Source organism: Aminobacter sp. SR38 (assembly GCF_014843375.1).
Taxonomy (GTDB): domain Bacteria; phylum Pseudomonadota; class Alphaproteobacteria; order Rhizobiales; family Rhizobiaceae; genus Aminobacter; species Aminobacter ciceronei.
In genome coordinates, this window is sequence record NZ_CP062112.1 from 3,644,503 (window position 1) to 3,662,429 (window position 17,927).

General features: G+C 64.6%; 15 protein-coding genes. 12 read left to right on the top strand and 3 right to left on the bottom strand.

From position 1 onward, the window contains the following. Positions 1-66 precede the first annotated feature (66 nt). The 8 genes from IG197_RS17785 (at position 67) to IG197_RS17820 (ending at position 7,141) form a co-directional block, all read left to right on the top strand. On the top strand, positions 67-714 hold the full coding sequence (locus tag IG197_RS17785) for a thiamine phosphate synthase (RefSeq protein ID WP_192313812.1): 648 nt from the start codon (positions 67-69) through the stop codon (positions 712-714). A 6-nt stretch (positions 715-720) separates the two neighbouring features. After that, the gene (locus IG197_RS17790; protein ID WP_246765184.1) at positions 721-1,836 is read left to right on the top strand and encodes a tetratricopeptide repeat protein; all 1,116 of its coding nucleotides are present in this window, start codon (positions 721-723) and stop codon (positions 1,834-1,836) included. 103 nt (positions 1,837-1,939) lie between these two features. Further along, entirely contained in the window at positions 1,940-2,506 is a 567-nt protein-coding gene (gene efp, locus IG197_RS17795; RefSeq protein ID WP_018429990.1) for an elongation factor P, read from the top strand. 25 nt (positions 2,507-2,531) lie between these two features. Beyond that, entirely contained in the window at positions 2,532-3,332 is an 801-nt protein-coding gene (locus IG197_RS17800) for an inositol monophosphatase family protein (protein ID WP_067956845.1), read from the top strand. Between the two features lie 175 nt (positions 3,333-3,507). After that, on the top strand, positions 3,508-4,197 hold the full coding sequence (locus tag IG197_RS17805; RefSeq protein ID WP_192313814.1) for a hemolysin III family protein: 690 nt from the start codon (positions 3,508-3,510) through the stop codon (positions 4,195-4,197). 199 nt (positions 4,198-4,396) lie between these two features. After that, entirely contained in the window at positions 4,397-5,416 is a 1,020-nt protein-coding gene (locus tag IG197_RS17810) for a MotA/TolQ/ExbB proton channel family protein (RefSeq protein WP_067956851.1), read from the top strand. Between the two features lies 1 nt (position 5,417). Continuing rightward, the gene (locus tag IG197_RS17815) at positions 5,418-6,449 is read left to right on the top strand and encodes a peptidoglycan -binding protein (RefSeq protein ID WP_192313816.1); all 1,032 of its coding nucleotides are present in this window, start codon (positions 5,418-5,420) and stop codon (positions 6,447-6,449) included. A 278-nt stretch (positions 6,450-6,727) separates the two neighbouring features. Beyond that, on the top strand, positions 6,728-7,141 hold the full coding sequence (locus IG197_RS17820) for a hypothetical protein (RefSeq protein ID WP_210346871.1): 414 nt from the start codon (positions 6,728-6,730) through the stop codon (positions 7,139-7,141). Between the two features lie 56 nt (positions 7,142-7,197). Here IG197_RS17820 and IG197_RS17825 read toward each other — a convergent pair whose 3' ends face one another. Then, the gene (locus IG197_RS17825; protein WP_192313821.1) at positions 7,198-7,551 is read right to left on the bottom strand and encodes a DUF1304 domain-containing protein; all 354 of its coding nucleotides are present in this window, start codon (positions 7,549-7,551) and stop codon (positions 7,198-7,200) included. A 138-nt stretch (positions 7,552-7,689) separates the two neighbouring features. Here IG197_RS17825 and IG197_RS17830 point away from each other — a divergent pair, with 138 nt between their 5' ends. Both IG197_RS17830 and IG197_RS17835 read left to right on the top strand, forming a co-directional pair. Beyond that, complete coding sequence (locus IG197_RS17830) at positions 7,690-9,174, top strand: carboxypeptidase M32 (RefSeq protein ID WP_192313824.1); 1,485 nt, start codon at positions 7,690-7,692, stop codon at positions 9,172-9,174. A gap of 192 nt (positions 9,175-9,366) precedes the next feature. After that, positions 9,367-11,019, top strand: a complete 1,653-nt coding sequence (locus IG197_RS17835; protein ID WP_192313827.1) for an FAD-binding dehydrogenase — start codon at positions 9,367-9,369, stop codon at positions 11,017-11,019. Here IG197_RS17835 and IG197_RS17840 read toward each other — a convergent pair. Further along, a complete protein-coding gene (locus tag IG197_RS17840; RefSeq protein WP_192313829.1) occupies positions 11,016-11,510 on the bottom strand; it encodes a helix-turn-helix domain-containing protein in 495 nt (164 codons plus the stop codon). The two genes, IG197_RS17835 and IG197_RS17840, sit on opposite strands and share 4 nt — an antisense overlap. A gap of 695 nt (positions 11,511-12,205) precedes the next feature. Here IG197_RS17840 and IG197_RS17845 point away from each other — a divergent pair. Together IG197_RS17845 and IG197_RS17850 are read left to right on the top strand one after the other, a co-directional pair. Further along, complete coding sequence (locus tag IG197_RS17845) at positions 12,206-15,142, top strand: autotransporter domain-containing protein (protein ID WP_246765185.1); 2,937 nt, start codon at positions 12,206-12,208, stop codon at positions 15,140-15,142. 102 nt (positions 15,143-15,244) lie between these two features. Continuing rightward, positions 15,245-15,934, top strand: coding sequence for a nitroreductase family protein (locus tag IG197_RS17850; protein ID WP_182574293.1), 690 nt, complete (start codon positions 15,245-15,247; stop codon positions 15,932-15,934). Between the two features lie 4 nt (positions 15,935-15,938). On the opposite strand, the gene IG197_RS17855 is transcribed toward IG197_RS17850, so the two are convergent. After that, a complete protein-coding gene (locus IG197_RS17855) occupies positions 15,939-17,744 on the bottom strand; it encodes an ABC transporter transmembrane domain-containing protein (protein WP_192313832.1) in 1,806 nt (601 codons plus the stop codon). Positions 17,745-17,927 lie beyond the last annotated feature (183 nt).

The following is a 17,927-nucleotide window of genomic DNA, read 5'->3' on the forward strand; positions in this document are numbered from 1 at the left end:
TTTGTTCTATGCCCCAATGCAAACATGATCGCCTTGCATAGGCGTCAAGCACCCGGATCGATGCACATGAACCCAACCACGCCACCCAATCGCTGCCGTATCGTGCTGATCGCGCCGCCGACAGTCGCCCCGCAACAGGTCGAGGCGGCACTCGCCGGTGGCGACGTCGCATCGCTGATCCTGCCCGGCGAGGGCGTCGATGAAGCGTCGTTCCAGAGCTTTGCCGAAAAGGTCGTGGCCGCCGCGCAGAAGGCCGGGGTGGCAGTGGTCGTCGCCGGCGACACCCGCGTCGCCGGGCGTGTCCATGCCGATGGCATCCATATAGAGGGCAACAAGGAAGAGCTTGCGGAGGCCGTCGAAAGCTACCAGCAGCGCATGATGGTCGGTGCCGGTGGCGCAAAGACGCGCGACGATGCGCTTGAGCTCGGCGAAGAGCGACCAGACTACATCTTCTTTGGTCGCTTCGGCTACGACAACAAGCCCGAGCCGCATTCGCGCAATCTTTCGCTCGGCGAATGGTGGTCCGAGATGATCGAGATCCCGTGCATCGTCATGGCCGGTTCGGACATCGCCTCGGTCGAGGCAGTGGCTGCTACCGGCGTCGAATTCGTTGCCGTGTCGTCGGCGGTGTTCGGCGAAGGCATTGACCCGCGCGAGGCGGTGGCCCGCGCCAATGCGCTGCTCGACGAAACCGCGCCGCGTTTCGAGGAGTAGTCATCGATGGATCGTTCGCGCCTTCTTGCCGCTCTGCTGTGCCTGGGCTTTGGGCTCGAGCCCGCGATTGCCGTCGAGAGCGCGCCGATCCCGCCGTCCGACCAGGGGGCCGTTCCTTCACTCGGCAAGCCGCTCGACCTGATCGATCCGAACCGCTTCGGGCCGGCTCCGATGCCGCTCGATGCCGCGCCCATGCCGGTCGGCGAGCCGATTCCGGCGCCGCAAACGCCCGACCTCGGCGCCAACCCGGCGGCCAAGGCGACTGACGGTATCGACCCCAACCGTTTCGGCGGCAAGCATTCTGACGAAGCCTATGGCGCCTTCCAGCGTGGCCTCTACAAGACGGCCTACAATCTTGGCATCACACGTGCCGAGGCCGGCGATGCCGCTGCGCAGACGCTGGTGGCCGAGATCCTTTCGCGCGGCCTGGGCGTCGCCCGCAACGACAGCGAGGCGGCCAAATGGTATGAACGCGCCGCAGAACAGGGCATTCCCGAAGCCCAGTTCCAATATGCGCTGATGCTGCTCGATGGAAAATACGTTACCCGCGACGACAAGGCCGCCAATGCGCTGATGCAGGCGGCGGCCGAAGCCGGCAACCGTTTCGCCCAGTTCAACTATGCCCAGATGCTGGTGCAGCGCGAACCGGGCGGCAAGGGCCTCGAAAAGGCCGTGCCCTATTACGAGCGCGCGGCGGCCACCGGGCTGCCCGATGCGCAATACGCCATGGCCCAGGTCTACGCCAACGGCGTCGGCGGCAAGCGCCGCGACGACAACCAGGCGCGGCTGCTGCTCGTCCGTGCCGCCAGGCAGAACTACGACTCGGCCCAGTTCGACCTCGGCTTATGGATGGCCGATGGCCGTGGCGGCGATCGCGACCTGAAATCCGCCTTCGGCTGGATGAAGCTTGCCGCCGATGGCGGCAATGTCGCGGCGCAGAACCGGCTCGCCAAGTTCTATATGGGCGGCATCGGCGTCGATCCCGATCCCATTCTGGCGGCGGCGTGGTACATCAACGCCCGCCGTGCCGGGCTCAACGATCCCGAGATGGACGACTTCCTGCGTGGCCTGACCGACGCCGAGATGAAGCAGGCGCTGGAACGTGCCAACCGTCTGCGCTGATCCAGCGAAAATCTCGACTTCTCTTGCCTAAAAAGCCATTTTGTGGTCTTGGAGGCGCCGATAGCGCCCCTTCCGGCGCAAACCTCTCTTCCGGAATCCAATCATGGCCAAGATCAACGGCAACGAAATCCGTCCCGGCAACGTCATCGAGCATGACGGCGGCCTCTGGGTGGCGGTCAGGACCAATCACGTCAAGCCCGGCAAGGGCGGCGCCTACAACCAGGTCGAACTGAAGAACCTCATCAACGGCACCAAGCTCAACGAGCGTTTCCGCTCGGCCGAGACCGTCGAGAAGGTCCGCCTGGAGCAGAAGGATTTTTCGTTCCTCTACGAGCAGGGCGACGCCCTGGTATTCATGGACACCGCCAGCTACGAGCAGCTCGAACTGCTCAAGGATTTTGTCGGCGATCGCGCTGCGTTCCTGCAGGACGGCATGATGGTTACCGTCGAGCTCTATGACGAGCGCCCGATCGGCATCGCGCTGCCCGACCAGGTGACGCTGACGATCACCGAAGCCGATCCTGTCGTGAAGGGCCAGACGGCTGCGTCGTCCTACAAGCCGGCCGTGCTGGAAAACGGCGTCCGCGTGCTGGTTCCGCCGTTCATCTCTTCGGGCGAGCGCATCATCGTCGACACCAACGAAATCACCTACGTCCGCCGCGCGGACTGATTTCGACACTGCTGAGGTTGTAGAAATGGCGCGTTCAGCGATCCTAAATGTTATGGTGCAGGCCGCCATGAAGGCCGGCCGCTCGCTGGCGCGTGATTTCGGCGAGGTGCAGAATCTGCAGGTCTCGCTGAAAGGCCCGGGCGACTATGTCAGCCAGGCCGATCGCAAGGCCGAAGACATCATCTTCACCGAGCTGTCCAAGGCACGCGCCGGCTATGGCTTCCTGATGGAAGAGCGCGGCGCCGTCGCCGGCGAGGACGACCAGCATCGCTGGATCGTCGATCCACTCGACGGTACCACCAACTTCCTGCACGGCATTCCGGTGTTCTCGATCTCGATCGCGCTGGAGCGCCAGGGCCAGATCGTTGCCGCCGTCGTCTACAACCCGGCGATGGACGAGCTCTACACCGCCGAGCGTGGCGGTGGCGCCTTCCTCAATGATCGCCGCCTGCGTGTTTCCGGCCGTACCAAGCTGGTCGATGCCGTCATCGGCTGCGGCGTGCCGCATCTCGGCCGTGGCCATCACGGCAACTTCCTGCTCGAGCTGCGCAACGTCATGGGCGAAGTGGCGGGCATACGTCGTCTCGGCTCGGCCGCGCTCGACCTCGCCTATGTCGCTGCCGGCCGCATGGACGGTTTCTGGGAGACGTCGCTGTCGCCCTGGGACGTCGCTGCGGGCATCCTGCTCGTGCGCGAAGCCGGCGGTTTCGTCTCCGACGACAAGGGCGGCCAGGACATGCTCGACGGCGGCTCGATCGTCGCCGGCAACGAGACCATACACCGCGCGCTCATCAAGACGCTGAAGCGCCCGGTCACGCCGCGCTGATCCGCCGCGTCGCCGGTTTCTTGCCATCGTCAATTACGCCTGCCCATATCTACAGTGCCGCGCGTCCATCTGGACGCGCCAAGGACGCTGTAGAACGTTTGAGCGGTGCATGATCCTTTCCGAAATCGGTACCGATTTTCGAGGTCATGCACCATGAAGGGCGCAGGGACGGACCATGTCGGACACGCAGCGCAAGCCTGACACAGCTGTGCCCTTCGTCGGGCGCTACAGTCATTCGCGCGCCGAGCTGATCGCCGATGGCGTGGTCCATGCGATCGGCATCGTGCTCGCCGTCGCCGCCGGTGCTGTGCTGCTCTCCGTCTCCGCATTCTTTACGGCCACGGGCGAATATCTCGCCGCGATCGTCTTCGTCGTCGCACTGCTCACCGTGCTGTCGGTGTCATGTGCCTACAATCTGTGGCCGGTATCGCCGGCCAAGTGGGTGCTGCGCCGCTTCGACCATGCTGGCATCTACCTTCTGATCGCCGCCACCTACACGCCGTTCCTTGTCCAGCTCGACGATCGCGTCACGGCAGGCTGGATGGCCGGCATCGTCTGGTCGGCGGCGGCAGCCGGCATGGTCATCAAGCTGTTCTTGCCCGGCCGGCTCGACCGGCTGGCGATCGCCTTCTACCTCGCCATGGGCTGGAGCGGCATCGTCATCCTGCAGCCGCTGATCGCCACCTTGCCGGCGGCGACGTTGTGGCTGCTGTTTGCCGGCGGTATGGTCTATTCCTGCGGCGTCTTCTTCTACGCGTGGCAGCGGCTGCGCTTCCAGAGCGCGGTCTGGCATGGCTTCGTTGTCACCGGCGCTGGCCTGCATCTGGCCGCAATGATGGACCTTCTGGTCGTGGCGCGGCTTTGACCGACGGCCGGTCCCAGCTCAGCGCGCGCAAGCGTCTTTCATTTTCGTCACATTTCCGCTTACAGTCGTAGTCCACTAACGTAACGCGCCGAAACTCATGAAAAGCTCGGTGCATAGACTTTACGGCGATGGAGCAGCCCGGGCGCATCCGTATGGATAGGCGGGGCTCCGATCGCAGGAAACCGGAACCGGGGCGCCGATGGCATTGTTGAAATCTCTCGGGGTGGGTAAAGGCTCCGATGTGCTGAGCTACGACCCGCACCGCCTGTCCTCTCCGCAGGTGTTCCTGCTGACGATGATCATCTTCCTGGCAATCGTCGCCTTCATCGCCGCGATTCTGACGCGGCAGATCTCCAGCGCTTTCGGCACAAATCCCGGCCTCAACGGTCTGATCCTCGGCGTGCTCGTCGTCGGCATCGGGCTGGCCTTCGTCCAGGTCGGCCGGCTGTTCCGCGAGGTGCGCTGGGTCAATTCCTTCCGCGCCGGCTCCGAAGCCACCGAACCGGTGCTGCTGGCGCCGATGAAGGCGATGCTCGGGCGTTCCGCATCAATGGCATTCTCGACCAGCTCGATGCGCACGATGCTCGATTCCATCGCGACGCGCCTCGACGAAAGCCGCGACGTCTCGCGCTACCTCGTCGGCCTGCTCGTCTTCCTCGGCCTGCTCGGCACCTTCTGGGGCCTGCTCGGCACCATCGGCTCGATCGGCGAGACCATCCAGTCGCTTGATCCCGGTTCGGGTGATGCCTCGGCTGTGCTCGAAGCACTGAAGGCCGGCCTCGCGGCACCGCTGCAAGGCATGGGCACGGCGTTCTCGTCGTCGCTGTTCGGTCTGTCCGGCTCGCTGGTGCTCGGCTTCCTCGACCTCCAGGCCGGACGTGCCCAGACGCGTTTCTACACCGAATTGGAAAACTGGCTGTCGTCGGTCACCGATCTGTCCTCCGACATGGTCGTCGCCGACGCCAAGAACGGTTCGGCCGACGAACTCCGCGTGCTCAGCGAGCGCCTGCGCAACATGCAGGAGCAAGGCGGCTCGAACCCGCGTGTCGCCGCCGCCATGGCCAATCTCGCCGATGGCATCTCCGGCCTGGTCAAGAACATGCGCAGCGAACAGCAAATCATGCGCGACTGGGTCGAGGCGCAGTCGGATGAACAGAAGGCGATGCGCAACACGCTCGAAAAGATCGCTGACGCCCTGAAGAAGGAAGGGGTGCACTAAGGTGGCATTGGCGCGCGGGCGGCGCGGCGACCGCCGCATCGACTATTGGCCGGGCTTTGTCGACGCTTTGTCGACGCTGCTTCTGGCCATCATGTTCCTGCTCTCGGTCTTCGTGCTGGCGCAGTTCCTGCTCAGCCGCGAAATCTCCGGCAAGGACGAGGTACTGACCAGGCTCAACTCGCAGATCAACGAGCTGACCCAGCTTCTGGCGCTCGAAAAATCCAGCTCGCAGGACGCCGAAGATGCGCTCGCCAATCTGCAGGCCTCGCTCAATGCGGCCGAAAGCGAAAAGAGCCGCCTTGAACAGCTGCTGTCCCAGGGCGCCGGCGCCGGCGCCGAGGCCAATGCCCGTATCGGCACGCTGTCGGGCGAACTGGAGAGCGAACGCCAGGTCAGCCAGCGCGCGCTGAGCCAGGTCGAGCTGCTCAACCAGCAGATTTCGGCGCTGCGCCGCCAGATCGGCGCCCTCGAAGAGGCGCTCAACGCGTCCGAGGCGCGCGACAAGGAATCCAACACCAAGATTGCCGACCTCGGCCGCCGGCTGAACGTGGCCCTGGCCCAGCGTGTGCAGGAGCTCAACCGCTACCGCTCCGACTTCTTCGGCCGCCTGCGCGAGATCCTGTCCGACCGCGAGAACATCCGCATCGTCGGCGACCGTTTCGTGTTCCAGTCGGAAGTGCTGTTCCCGACCGGATCAGAACAGATCAACGAGGCCGGCCGTGGCGAGATGAAGAAGCTCGCCGACGCCATCATCGAGCTGCAGAAGGAAATTCCGCCTGAAATTAACTGGGTGCTGCGCGTCGACGGTCACACCGACAACATTCCGTTGTCAGGCACCGGACGCTATCGCGACAATTGGGAGCTTTCCTCGGCGCGCTCGACCGCGGTGGTCAAGTTCCTGATCGAGAACGGCGTTCCGGCCAATCGCCTCGTCGCCGCCGGCTTTGGCGAATTCCAGCCGCTCGACGAAAGCGGCACCGACGAGGCGCGCTCCAGGAACCGCCGCATCGAGCTAAAGCTGACCGAGCGCTAGCCCGCAGCACCGGACTCAGGTGAGGCCGTTCTCAAGATTTCGTGTGTGAACAGGCCCGCCCCATCGGGGGCGGAGTTGCGGCAGGCCGAGGCCGAATGTGGCGGCCAAGATTATCTTTTCTTAACTAGGTTTCTGGCGGTGACGCGCCTAGTTTTCGCAGGCAGTCCGGGAACCGCCGGCGATGACCTCCCACCGTGACGCGACGGTTCCAGACGGCCTGCTATTGACGGGGCGTCCTGTCGCGTCCCGCGGGTCCGCAAGTTGCAAAAATGCGCTCTATGGCATTCAAGGCGGCTCTTGCCGCAATCCTTGCTTCAACGCCCCTGGCGACGGCTTTCGCCAAGGAGCATCACGGAACGATACGCGAGTTTTCGTTCCAGAACAGCCCCAGCGGCGGCGATAAGCCGGACGCGCCGGCACTGTCCGACGGCTATGCGACCGGCGGCCAGTTGCGCGCCATCCTTGAGGATCTCCAGGCTGACGATGCCCGCATCATGAGTGACAGCAAGGCAAGGCTGATCACCCCGGCCGAGCTTCGCAGTCTGCGCGGCGAAGAGGCGAGGATCCGCAGGACCGCTGTCCGTGATTCGGCCCGTGACGGCGGCAACATTCCTGCTGGCGCCTACGACCAGCTGATGGCGGAGGTCAACGATCTCGGCCTGCAGCTCGACCACGACGCCGCTCTCCGCTAGGAGAAGCGAGTACCCAGTCCCCCCGGATCGCTCCCCGGGGGTGACTGGGTTTTGAGCTACCAGCCGAGCCAGAGTGCCGCCAGTGCCAATGCTGCCGGCACGGTCTGGATGTAGAGGATCTTGCGGCTGACGGTCGCCGCACCGTAGAGCCCGGCGACGGCGACGCAGAGCAGGAAGAAGACCTTGACCTGGAAGCCCGCTTCGCCGAGCCACAGGCCCCAGATCAGGCCGGCGACGAGGAAGCCGTTGTAGAGCCCTTGGTTGGCCGCCAGCACTTTCGACGCCGTGGCGAAGTCCGGCTTGAGGCCGAACGCCTTGTGGCCGCGCGGCGTGTCCCACAGCACCATTTCGAGATAGACGATGTAGAGATGGATCAGGGCGACGAGCCCGACCAGTATGTTTGCGACCATAGTCGCCCCCTTCGACCTCAGTTGCACAAATTGAGCATGCCGGCTGCCGTTCCGGCAAGTGGTGGACCAGCCGAACGGTCTTGCGAAGGCGCACGGATTGGTATCCTCTCGCCGCGACTTTGAGACAGAGGAAATGCCATGTCCTTCGCAAGATTAGACGAACTCGGCCGCAAGCTCGAAGCGCTCGAACACGCGCTCGCCATCCTCGGCGCCGACGAAGCCACCCATATGGCGGTTGGCGGCGGCGCCAAGCGCGCCGAGGCGCTGTCCGCGCTCGCCGGCATGCATCACCGCCAGGCAACCGCGCCCGAAATATCAGACTGGATCGCTGCCGCCGAGACCGAGGCGCTCAATGACGATCAGCGCCTCGCCGTGGGTGAGTTCCGCCGCCAGTACACCAACATGACCTGCCTGCCGACGGAATTCGTCGAGCGCCAGACCGCCGCCCGCCTGCGTTGCGAACAGCTGTGGCGCGACCTCAGGGCCAAGAACGACTGGGCCGGCTTCCAGCCGGCGCTTGAAGGCATCGTCGCCATTGCGCGCGAGGAGGCGGCGCTGCGGTCAGAAGCGCTCGGCCTCGATCCATATGATGCGCTGTTGGAGCAATACGACCCCGGCAACCGCGTTGCCGACATCACGCCCGTTTTCACCGACCTCAAGGCGTTCCTGAAAGACTTCGTGCCCGAGGCGCTGGCTGTGCAGCAGGAGCGCCTGGCCAAAAGCCCGAAGCGGCCGCTGTCGGGCGTCTATGCCATCGAGCGCCAGCGCGAGCTTGGCCTGGCGATGATGGGCGCCGTCGGCTTCGACCTGACCCGCGGCAGCCTGTCTGTGTCGCACCACCCGTTCTGCGGTGGCGTGCCGTCCGACGTGCGCATCACCACGCGCTACAAGACTTCCGACTTCCTGTCGGCGCTGATGGGCGTGCTGCATGAGACCGGCCATGCGCTCTACGAACAGAATTTGCCGGAAGCCTGGTCGCACTGGCCGCTCGGCAAGGCGCGCGGCATGGCAGTGCACGAGAGCCAGAGCCTGTTTGTCGAAAAGCAGCTCGGCCGCAACCCGGCCTTCTGGCAATGGGCCCTGCCGCTGGTCGAGCAGCATCTCGGCGAGCGCTGGTCGATGGAGGAGATCCTGCCGCATGTGCACCATGTCGAGCGCGGCCTGATCCGCGTCGACGCCGACGAGGTCACCTATCCGCTGCACGTCATCCTGCGTTACGAGCTCGAGCAGGAGTTGATTTCGGGTCGTCTTGCGGTCGCCGACCTGCCCGAGGCCTGGGACGCCAGGATGCGCGACTATCTCGGCCTGTCGACCATCGACAATCCGGCCGACGGTCCGATGCAGGACGTGCACTGGCCGAGTGCTGCCTTCGGCTACTTCCCCTCCTACACGCTGGGCGCGATGATGGCGGCGCAGCAGTGGGCAGCGCTGAGCAGGGAACATCCTTCGGTCGACGACGAGATCGCGCGCGGTCATTTCGAAACGGTCAACGCCTGGCGTCGCGACAAGATCTGGTCGCAGGCCTCGCGCTGGTCGACCCCCGACCTGCTCGAACGCGCCACCGGCGAAAGGCTCAATGCGGCGCATTTCACGGCTCACCTGAAGAAGCGCTACGGGGCCTGACCTCCCACCGGTTCGATGCGGACATCTGCCCCCCACCCTACCTTCTCCCCGTCTTCACGGGGAGAAGGTGCCGGCAGGCGGATGAGGGGCAGCTCCTTGCTTCCGCTAGGTAATTGAGTCATCCCAGTTTCTCCTTGATTGCAACGTCGCTCCTGTCGGACACTTGACCAACGAACGTCTTGGGAGGGGCAGTTGGCGGACCGTGCGGATGCGATCGTTGTCGGCGGCGGACTTGCCGGCCTCGTTGCCGCGGCAGAGCTGGCCGATGCCGGCAAGCGGGTCATCATGCTCGAGCAGGAGAGCGAGAACTCGCTCGGCGGCCAGGCGTTCTGGTCGCTCGGCGGGCTGTTCTTCGTCGACAGTCCCGAACAGCGCCGCATGCGCATCAAGGACAGCCGCGAGCTCGCCTTGCAGGACTGGATGGGATCGGCGCAATTCGACCGGCCAGAAGATCATTGGCCGCGCAAGGTGGCCGAAGCCTTCATCGATTTCTCTGCCGGCGAGATGCGGCCGTGGCTGCATGCCCAGGGCATGCGCTCGTTTCCCGTCGTTGGTTGGGCCGAGCGTGGCGGCGCGCTGGCGCATGGCCACGGCAATTCGGTGCCGCGTTTCCATGTCACCTGGGGCACCGGCCCGGGCGTGCTCGAACCGTTTGTCCGTCGTGTCCGCGATCATGCTGCGGCGGGCCGGATCGCGCTGAAATTCCGTCATCAGGCCAGCCGGCTGATCAAGACCAATGGTGCAATGTCCGGTGTCGCCGGCGAAATCCTGGAGTCGTCTACCGTCGAGCGTGGCCAGCAATCCGGCCGCAAGGTGACAGGCGATTTCGAATTCCATGCCGACGCCGTCATCGTTACCTCGGGCGGCATCGGCGGCAATCACGACCTCGTTCGAACGGCTTGGCCGACCGACAGGCTCGGGCCGGCGCCCAAGAAGATGGTCGCCGGCGTGCCGCACCATGTCGATGGCCGCATGGTCGCGATCACGGAAGCCGCCGGCGGCACTGTCATCAACCGTGACCGCATGTGGCACTACACCGAAGGTGTGACCAACTGGGACCCGATCTGGCCCAACCACGGCATCCGCATTCTGCCGGGGCCGTCGTCGCTGTGGTTCGACGCGCTGGGCGAGCGGCTGGAAGCGCCGTTCCTGCCTGGCTTCGACACGCTCGGCACACTCCGGCGCATCCTGTCCGCCGGCCAGGAATACTCCTGGTTTGTGCTGACCCAGAAGATCATCAAGAAGGAGTTCGCGTTGTCGGGCTCGGAGCAGAACCCGGACCTGACCTCCAAGCGCTGGGTCGAGGTGTTGAAGAGCCGCCGCGCCAAGGGCGCGCCGCCGGCGGTCGAAGCGTTCAAGAAGCACGGCGAGGATTTTGTCGTCCGCGACAATCTCCGTGATCTTGTGGCCGGCATGAACACGCTTGCCGGTAACGATCTCATCGACCATGATCGGTTGCATGCGCAGATCGCAGCGCGCGACCGCGAGATCGACAATCCCTACTCCAAGGACGCCCAGGTCACCGCCATCCATGGCGCCAGGCGTTATCTCGGCGACCGGCTGGTGCGGACGGCAAAGCCGCACAAGATCCTCGATCCCGCCAACGGCCCGCTGATCGCCGTCCGCCTCAATGTGCTCACCCGCAAGACGCTGGGCGGGCTGCACACCAATCTGAATGGTCAGGTGCTCGGTGCCAATGGCGAGCCTATTCCCGGCCTCTATGCTGCCGGCGAGGTCGCCGGCTTCGGCGGCGGTGGCTATCACGGCTACAACGCGCTTGAAGGCACCTTCCTCGGCGGCTGTATCTTCTCGGGTCGCAGCGCCGGTCGGCACGCGGCGCGCTAGCCGTTTTCGGACCTGTCGCGGTCCAGCTCGCGCATCTCGCGCCGCGTCATGCCGTAGCGGGTGCGGAACATGCGGTTGAAGTTGGAGGGATCGAGGAAGCCACAGCTGGAAGCGATCTGGGCGACGCTGAGGTCGAGCGCCGGGCTCAGCGTCAGCATGCGCCGCGATCGTTCGAGCCGCGCCGTCCAGATGGCAGGCGCGACGGACTCGGCCTGTCCCGAAAATGCGCGATAAAGTTCGGAACGCGAGCGTCCACCGCGGGCGGCAACGCACCCCAGCGACGACTCCGCATCCATGTGGCGCTGGTCGATGATCGTCTGCGCCGCGGCCAAAATATCCCCCGGCAGCAGGCTTTCCTCCTCTTCGGCGGCTTGGCGCAGGCGGGGGGCGTTGCGGTATCGACTGCGGCCTCGCGCCCGATAGCTGAGAAGCTGCGCATGCGTCTTGCCACGGCCTATGTCGGCCAGATCGGCAACAGTACGCGTGACCACGGGGCCAGGGCCAGCTTGGCGGTGAAGTTTTGAGCCATGGTGCCCGCTGGAGCCGCGTGGCCCTAATCTGTCAAATGCCGGTTTCCGGAATTAGACCCAAAAATGGCGCGGGACGAAACCTTCCCAACCACGGTGTTGTCGCTTAGGTGTGGCTCATCATTTAGGGGCCTGCCTGAGGGATAAGCTCCCCTCCCGACGGCAGGTGGGGAGCAAGCAGTGCCTGCCATTTTTTCCAGAACGCGCGCTCTTTCGGGTGTGCCACTTTTTGCCCTGTGCGGTTCGCTCCAGCCTGCCTGGGCCGATCGGTGGTCCCTGGGTGGTCAGGACATCACTGATGACCTTCTCATCTGTTCATTCGAGGGCATTTGAGGCGTGGTGTATATCGAGGGAGTAGAACAGTCGCAAATGCCTGCTGCCCCATTTGGCATTTGCTGGCGCATTTCACTTGCATGCGCGAGTCTTCTCGAAACGTCCGTGAGTGGAGTTGGCGGTTGTACGAGTTGAAGCAAGTTTAGTGCTTCATACCTAATATTCTCTGTTGCTGAATAAGCTTGGCTGTTCTAAGCAAAATCTATTGTTGAGTTTTGGGTGGAGATTGGGGTCTCCGCACAATGCCTTTGCCCGGTTTGGGCGTGCATATAAGTGGTGGGGATATCATGCCTTCTTTTGACCGCAGCTCTGCTGCGCGGACTCATTTGGAATCGGCTCAAGCCAACAGGACCTCTTCCAGCCAACCCTCGAACCGACCAATCGCCCGTCTCGCCGCCTTGCGGTCCGGCACGGCGCTGGCGACGCTCGCGGCCGTGGCGGTTGTGCTCGGCGCTGCGTCGCCGGTCCTTGCAGACCAGTATTGGGATGGTGCCGACATCGTTGCCAATGGTGCCGTCAATGGAGGTTCCGGCACATGGGTTGCTGGCAGCACCAACTGGACCGACGCCACCGGCACAACAAACCAGCAATGGGTTGGTGGCACAGCGGTGTTCGGCGGCACTGGTGGAGGGGTAAACGTCCAGGGGCACCAGAATTTCGATACACTTCGTTTCACGGCCAGCGGCTACAGGCTTACGGCTACTGCTTCCGACTCGCTTACCTTGGCGCCGGCAATCGGCTCGGCGACGATAAATGTGGGTCCTGGAGTTTCCGCCGAGATCGGCATGGTCATCAAAGGGTCAGCCGGGCTCGACATTGTCGGCGGCGGTACGCTGAAACTCAGCGATTGGGTCAACACCTATACAGGCGCCACCACGATCGGCTCCGGTACGACACTCCAGATGGTTGGCAGCAGCAGCAGCATCAGCGCCTCCAGCGGATTGACGGTCGACGGTACGTTCGACATCTCGAACAAGGGTGGCGGCGTCAGCATCAAGGCGTTGACTGGCAGCGGTCTGGTCAAGCTCGCTGACAAGATTCTCAACATCACAGCGGCCAGCGGCACCTTTTCCGGCGTGATCGATGGCAGCGCTGGCATCAGCATCGATGGCGGGACACAGATTTTCACCGGCAACAACATCTTTACCGGAAGCACGGCCATCTCCAGCGGCGCAACGTTGCAGCTGGGATCTGGTGGCACGTCAGGTTCTCTTGCCGGCGCGGTCAACAATCACGGTACGCTGGTCTTCAATCGCTCCGACGACCTCGTTGTTGCCGGCCAGATCAATAGCGCAGGCTCGTTCCAGCATATTGGCGGTGGCAAGTTGACCCTTACCGGAGCTGGCAATAGCGGCAGCGGCACGGCCACCGTGCTGATCTCTAACGGCGGTACACTCCAGTTCGGTGACGGCGGGGCGAGCGGTTGGCTGGGTGGGACCAATGGCAAGATCACCATCGACGCTGGCAGCAAGCTGATTTCCAACATGTCCAATGGCCTGGGCTACCTGCCGCAGAACGTTAAGCTTGCCGGCGCGGGTCAGTTCTTCAAGCAGGGATCGGGCACCATCACATTAAGGGGCGACAGTTCCGCATTCGCCGGCGAAACCTTTGTCAACGCCGGCATGCTGAATGTCGGTTACAAGGGCATTGGTACGCTGGCTGGGCCAGTCTCCGTTGACTCCGGCGCTCGGTTCGGCGGCAGCGGCACGGTTGTCGGCAACGTGACAATCGCATCAGGTGCAGCGCATGCTGTGGGCGACAAGGCGAACCCGGCTACAACGGGCCTCGTCCATACCCAGACCGTCAACGGCGACTACGTCAATCACGGCATCCTCGAGATCGAGGCGACGCCGACGACAGCCGACAAGCTGACGGTCAACGGTACGGTCGACATATCGGGTGCGACGCTCAATCTGGTACTGACACCCAACGACCCGAGCGCGGCCGGAGGCTGGGATCCGCTCAACGGGCCGTTCACGATCATCGCCAATGATGGCGGTGACGCCGTCACCGGAACCTTCGCCTCGGTCGGTAACCTCAACAACCTGCTCTTCCTCAATCATCTCATCAGCTACACCGGTGGCGACGGCAATGACGTAACGCTGGCGCTCAGCCGCAACGACCTGTCGGTCGAGGAGGTCGCCCAGTCGCCGAACCAGTCGGCCGTCGCGGGTGCCGTCGACAATCTGCCGAGTGGCAATCCGGTGCGCTCGGCCTTGCTGATGTCGACGGACGAGGACGAGGCACGCGACGCGCTCGATCAGCTTGCCGGTGACGTGCATGCTTCGGTCAGCGGCGGCACGACGCAGACGAGCCAGTTCCTCGGCGAGTTCGCCAACGACCGCGTGCGCTCGGCCTTCGGCGATGTCGCGGCACCCGACCTGCCCGTCATGGGCTATGGCGAGGGCGGTCTCGAACTTGTCGCCGCCGATACCGACCGCTTCGTCGTCTGGGGCCAGGCGCTGGGCAATTGGGGGTCGTTCGACGGCGACGGCAATTCGGGCGGTTTCAAGCACGCGAGCGGCGGCCTCGTCGCCGGCGGCGACACCATCGTCGGCGACGGCTGGCGTCTCGGCCTGCTCGGCGGTTACAGCCGCACCAGCTTCGACAAGGATGGCGGCGCCGCCTCGGGCGACAGCGACAACTTCCATGTCGGTGTCTATGGCGGCCGTCACTTCGGCGCCGTCGCGCTGCGCGCTGGGGCGTCCTACACCAGGCACGCGATCGACACGAGCCGTACTGTCTCGTTCCCCGGTCTCACCGAAACGCTCAAGGCCAACTACGATGCCGGCACGGCGCAGGCCTTCGTCGAAACGGGCTACAAGGTCGAGATGGGCCGCGTCGCCTTCGAGCCTTTCGCCGGTCTTGCCTATGTCTCGACCTCGACCGACGGCTTCACTGAAACCGGCGGCGCGGCGGCGCTGACCAGCACCGACAAGAGCTTCGACAGCACCACGACCACGCTCGGCCTGCGCGCCGCAAGCGACTTCAACCTTGGTCACGCCAAGGCGACGGTGCGGGGCGGCCTCGGCTGGCGCCATGCCTTCGGCGACGTCACGCCTGCCTCGACAGTCGCCTTCGCAGGCGGCGGCGACAGCTTCACCGTCCATGGCGCGCCGATCGCCCGCGATGCACTGTTGATCGAAGCCGGTCTCGACTTCGCCGTCTCGCCCAAGGCCAATCTGGCCCTCAGCTACAACGGCCAGCTCGCCAACGGCGCCCGCGATCACGGCGTCAAGGCAAGCCTCGGCGTCAAATTCTAGTCGTGGAACAAGGCGACGCCGCTCCAGGCGTCGCCAATCCCCGTTGACGCGGGCAATGGCATTCGAGATTGTCGCCGCAATCGACAATCCTGGGGAGCAACCATGACCGTCTCAACCGCACACACCTACCGCACGCTGCCGCTGCCCGACTACAAGGAAAAGCCGGTCGAGGAGATGCGCGCCGGCGCAAAGTCGTTCTATGACGAGATCCGCACGCGCCACACCGTGCGCGATTTTTCCTCGCGGCCGGTGCCGCGCGACATCATCGAAACCTGCATCATGGCAGCCGGTACCGCCCCCAATGGCGCCAATCACCAGCCCTGGCATTTCGCCGTCATCGGCGACGCCGACATCAAGCGCCAGATTCGCGAAGCGGCCGAGATCGAGGAGCGTGCTTTCTACGAGGGCCGCGCCGGCGAGGAGTGGCTGAAGGCGCTGGCGCCGCTCGGTACCGATGCCTCCAAGCCCTTCCTGGAAGAGGCGCCCTGGTTGATCTGCATCTTCGGCGAGCGCAAGAGCCGCTCGGCCGACGGTGTCTCGCGCAAGAACTATTACGTGCCCGAATCGGTCAGCATCGCCACCGGCTTCCTGATCGCCGCGCTGCACCGCGCTGGCCTGGCGACGCTGACACACACGCCGAACCCAATGAGCTTCCTCAACCAGATCTGCGGCCGCGACCCGCACGACAAGCCTTACATCCTGATGGTCGTCGGCTATCCCAAGGAGGGCGCCACCATCCCCGTGCATGCCACGGAGAAGCGTCCGCTGTCGGAGATCGCGACCTTCCTGTGAGGCGTTATTCCGCGGCGCCCTGGAAGGCGCTGGCGCCGGTGTCGAATTGCAGCTTGGCGAGGCGGGCATAGATGCCACCCTTGGCGACGAGGCTGGCATGGGTGCCTTCCTCGACAATGCGGCCGCCATCCATGACCAGGATGCGGTCGGCCTTCAGCACGGTTGCCAGCCGGTGTGCGATGACGATAGTGGTGCGCCCCTGCATCAGGTGCTCGAGCGCCGTCTGGACCTGCCGCTCGCTGTCGGCGTCGAGCGCCGATGTCGCCTCGTCGAGCAACAGGATAGGCGCGTCGCGCAGGATGGCGCGGGCAATGGCGATGCGCTGGCGCTGACCGCCGGAGAGCGTGACGCCGCGTTCGCCGACTTCGGTGTCATAGCCGTCCTGCAGCTTCTCGATGAACTCGACGGCGAGCGCGGCCTCGGCTGCCTTGACGATGTCGGCCTGCGAAGCACCGGGCCGGCCGAAGCCGATGTTCTCGCCTGCCGTGCTGGCAAAGACCGTCACGTCCTGCGGCACGATGGCAATGCGGTCGCGCACGGCCTGCGGGTCGGCCTTCTGGAGGTCGACCCCGTCGATCAGCACAGCGCCGGCTTCGGGATCGTAGAAGCGCAGCAGAAGCGAAAACACCGTGCTCTTGCCGGCTCCCGACGGGCCGACGATGGCGACAGTCTCGCCCGGTTTCACGGTGAAGCTCAGGCCGCGCACGGCGGCGCGGTCGGGCCTGACCGGATAGGAGAAGGTGACGTCGCGGAATTCGATCGCGCCGCTGCTCCTTGCTGGCAGGGCGACGGGGGCTGCCGGTGTCGCGACGGTGGGCTTTTCGGCGAGGATCTCGGTGATGCGTTCGGCAGCACCTGCGGCCGAACTGAGTTCGCCCCACACTTCCGACAGCGCCCCGAGCGCGCCCGCGGCGAACACCGAATAAAGCAGGAACTGGCCGAGCGTGCCGGGTGACAGCGTGCCCTCAAGCACGTCGCGCGAACCGAACCACAACACGGCGACGACCGAGGCGAAGATGGTGAAGATGGCAAAAAAGGTCAGCACGGCGCGGGCCAGCACCGAGGCGCGGGCGGCGTTGAAGGCGGTCTCGACGGCGGCAGCGAATCGGCCCGTCACCAGCTTTTCGTTGGTGAAGGCCTGCAGCGTGCGGATGGCGCCGATCTGTTCGCTGGCAAAGGCCGTGGCGTTGGCAAGCGTGTCCTGCGCCAGCCGCGACTTGCGCCGCACCGAGCGACCGAAGGCGACCAAAGGCAGCACGATCAACGGGATCGCGGCGATGACAAGGCCCGACAGTTTCGGGCTCGTCACCACCATCATGGCGAGCGCGCCCAGGCCGAGGATGATGTTGCGCAGGGCGACGGAGGCGGTGGCGCCGACGGCCGACTTGATCTGGGTCGTGTCGGCGGCCAGCCGCGACACGATCTCGCCGGACATCGCCGTGTCGAAGAAGGCTGGCGAGAGCGAAGTGACATGCGAAAAGACGTCGCGGCGGATGTCGGAGACGACACGCTCGCCGAGCGTGATGACGAAATAGTAGCGGCAGGCAGAGGCCAGCGCGAGCAGTGCAGCGATCGCCACCAGCATGGCGAAATATTTGGCAATGAAGCTCGAATCGGCGGAGGAGAAGCCGTGGTCGATCATCCGGCGCACGGCGATCGGCAGGGTCAGCGTGGTGACGGCGGCGGCGACAAGCGAAATGATGGCGCCGATGACCAGCCTGGGATAGCGGTAGAGGTAGGGCGAAAGCCGGCTCAGCGGACGCAGCGAACGCCGGCGCTGTTCATTCGCGGCCGTTATCGTGCTCGCCATGCTATTTCCCTCTCGGCCTTGGCCCATTTGGAGGCTGCCGGCCTTGTGATTCGAAATCGGCTGATGTATAGGCACGCCGACCGTTTCTGAAGCTGTGGCCTATCTAGCCGTGGCTTCGAATTTTCGAAAGAGGCGCATCGCCGCAGGATACCTGCGCAAGCCGCGCCGCGACAGCAGGAACAG

Excerpts from the sequence above, each read along its gene's own strand:
- IG197_RS17785 (WP_192313812.1), top strand. The coding sequence starts at position 67 with ATGAACCCAACCACGCCACCCAATCGCTGCCGTATCGTGCTGATCGCG.
- IG197_RS17790 (WP_246765184.1), top strand. The coding sequence starts at position 721 with ATGGATCGTTCGCGCCTTCTTGCCGCTCTGCTGTGCCTGGGCTTTGGG.
- efp (WP_018429990.1), top strand. The coding sequence starts at position 1,940 with ATGGCCAAGATCAACGGCAACGAAATCCGTCCCGGCAACGTCATCGAG.
- IG197_RS17800 (WP_067956845.1), top strand. The coding sequence starts at position 2,532 with ATGGCGCGTTCAGCGATCCTAAATGTTATGGTGCAGGCCGCCATGAAG.
- IG197_RS17805 (WP_192313814.1), top strand. The coding sequence starts at position 3,508 with ATGTCGGACACGCAGCGCAAGCCTGACACAGCTGTGCCCTTCGTCGGG.
- IG197_RS17810 (WP_067956851.1), top strand. The coding sequence starts at position 4,397 with ATGGCATTGTTGAAATCTCTCGGGGTGGGTAAAGGCTCCGATGTGCTG.
- IG197_RS17820 (WP_210346871.1), top strand. The coding sequence starts at position 6,728 with ATGGCATTCAAGGCGGCTCTTGCCGCAATCCTTGCTTCAACGCCCCTG.
- IG197_RS17825 (WP_192313821.1), bottom strand. The coding sequence starts at position 7,551 with ATGGTCGCAAACATACTGGTCGGGCTCGTCGCCCTGATCCATCTCTAC.
- IG197_RS17830 (WP_192313824.1), top strand. The coding sequence starts at position 7,690 with ATGTCCTTCGCAAGATTAGACGAACTCGGCCGCAAGCTCGAAGCGCTC.
- IG197_RS17850 (WP_182574293.1), top strand. The coding sequence starts at position 15,245 with ATGACCGTCTCAACCGCACACACCTACCGCACGCTGCCGCTGCCCGAC.
- IG197_RS17855 (WP_192313832.1), bottom strand. The coding sequence starts at position 17,744 with ATGGCGAGCACGATAACGGCCGCGAATGAACAGCGCCGGCGTTCGCTG.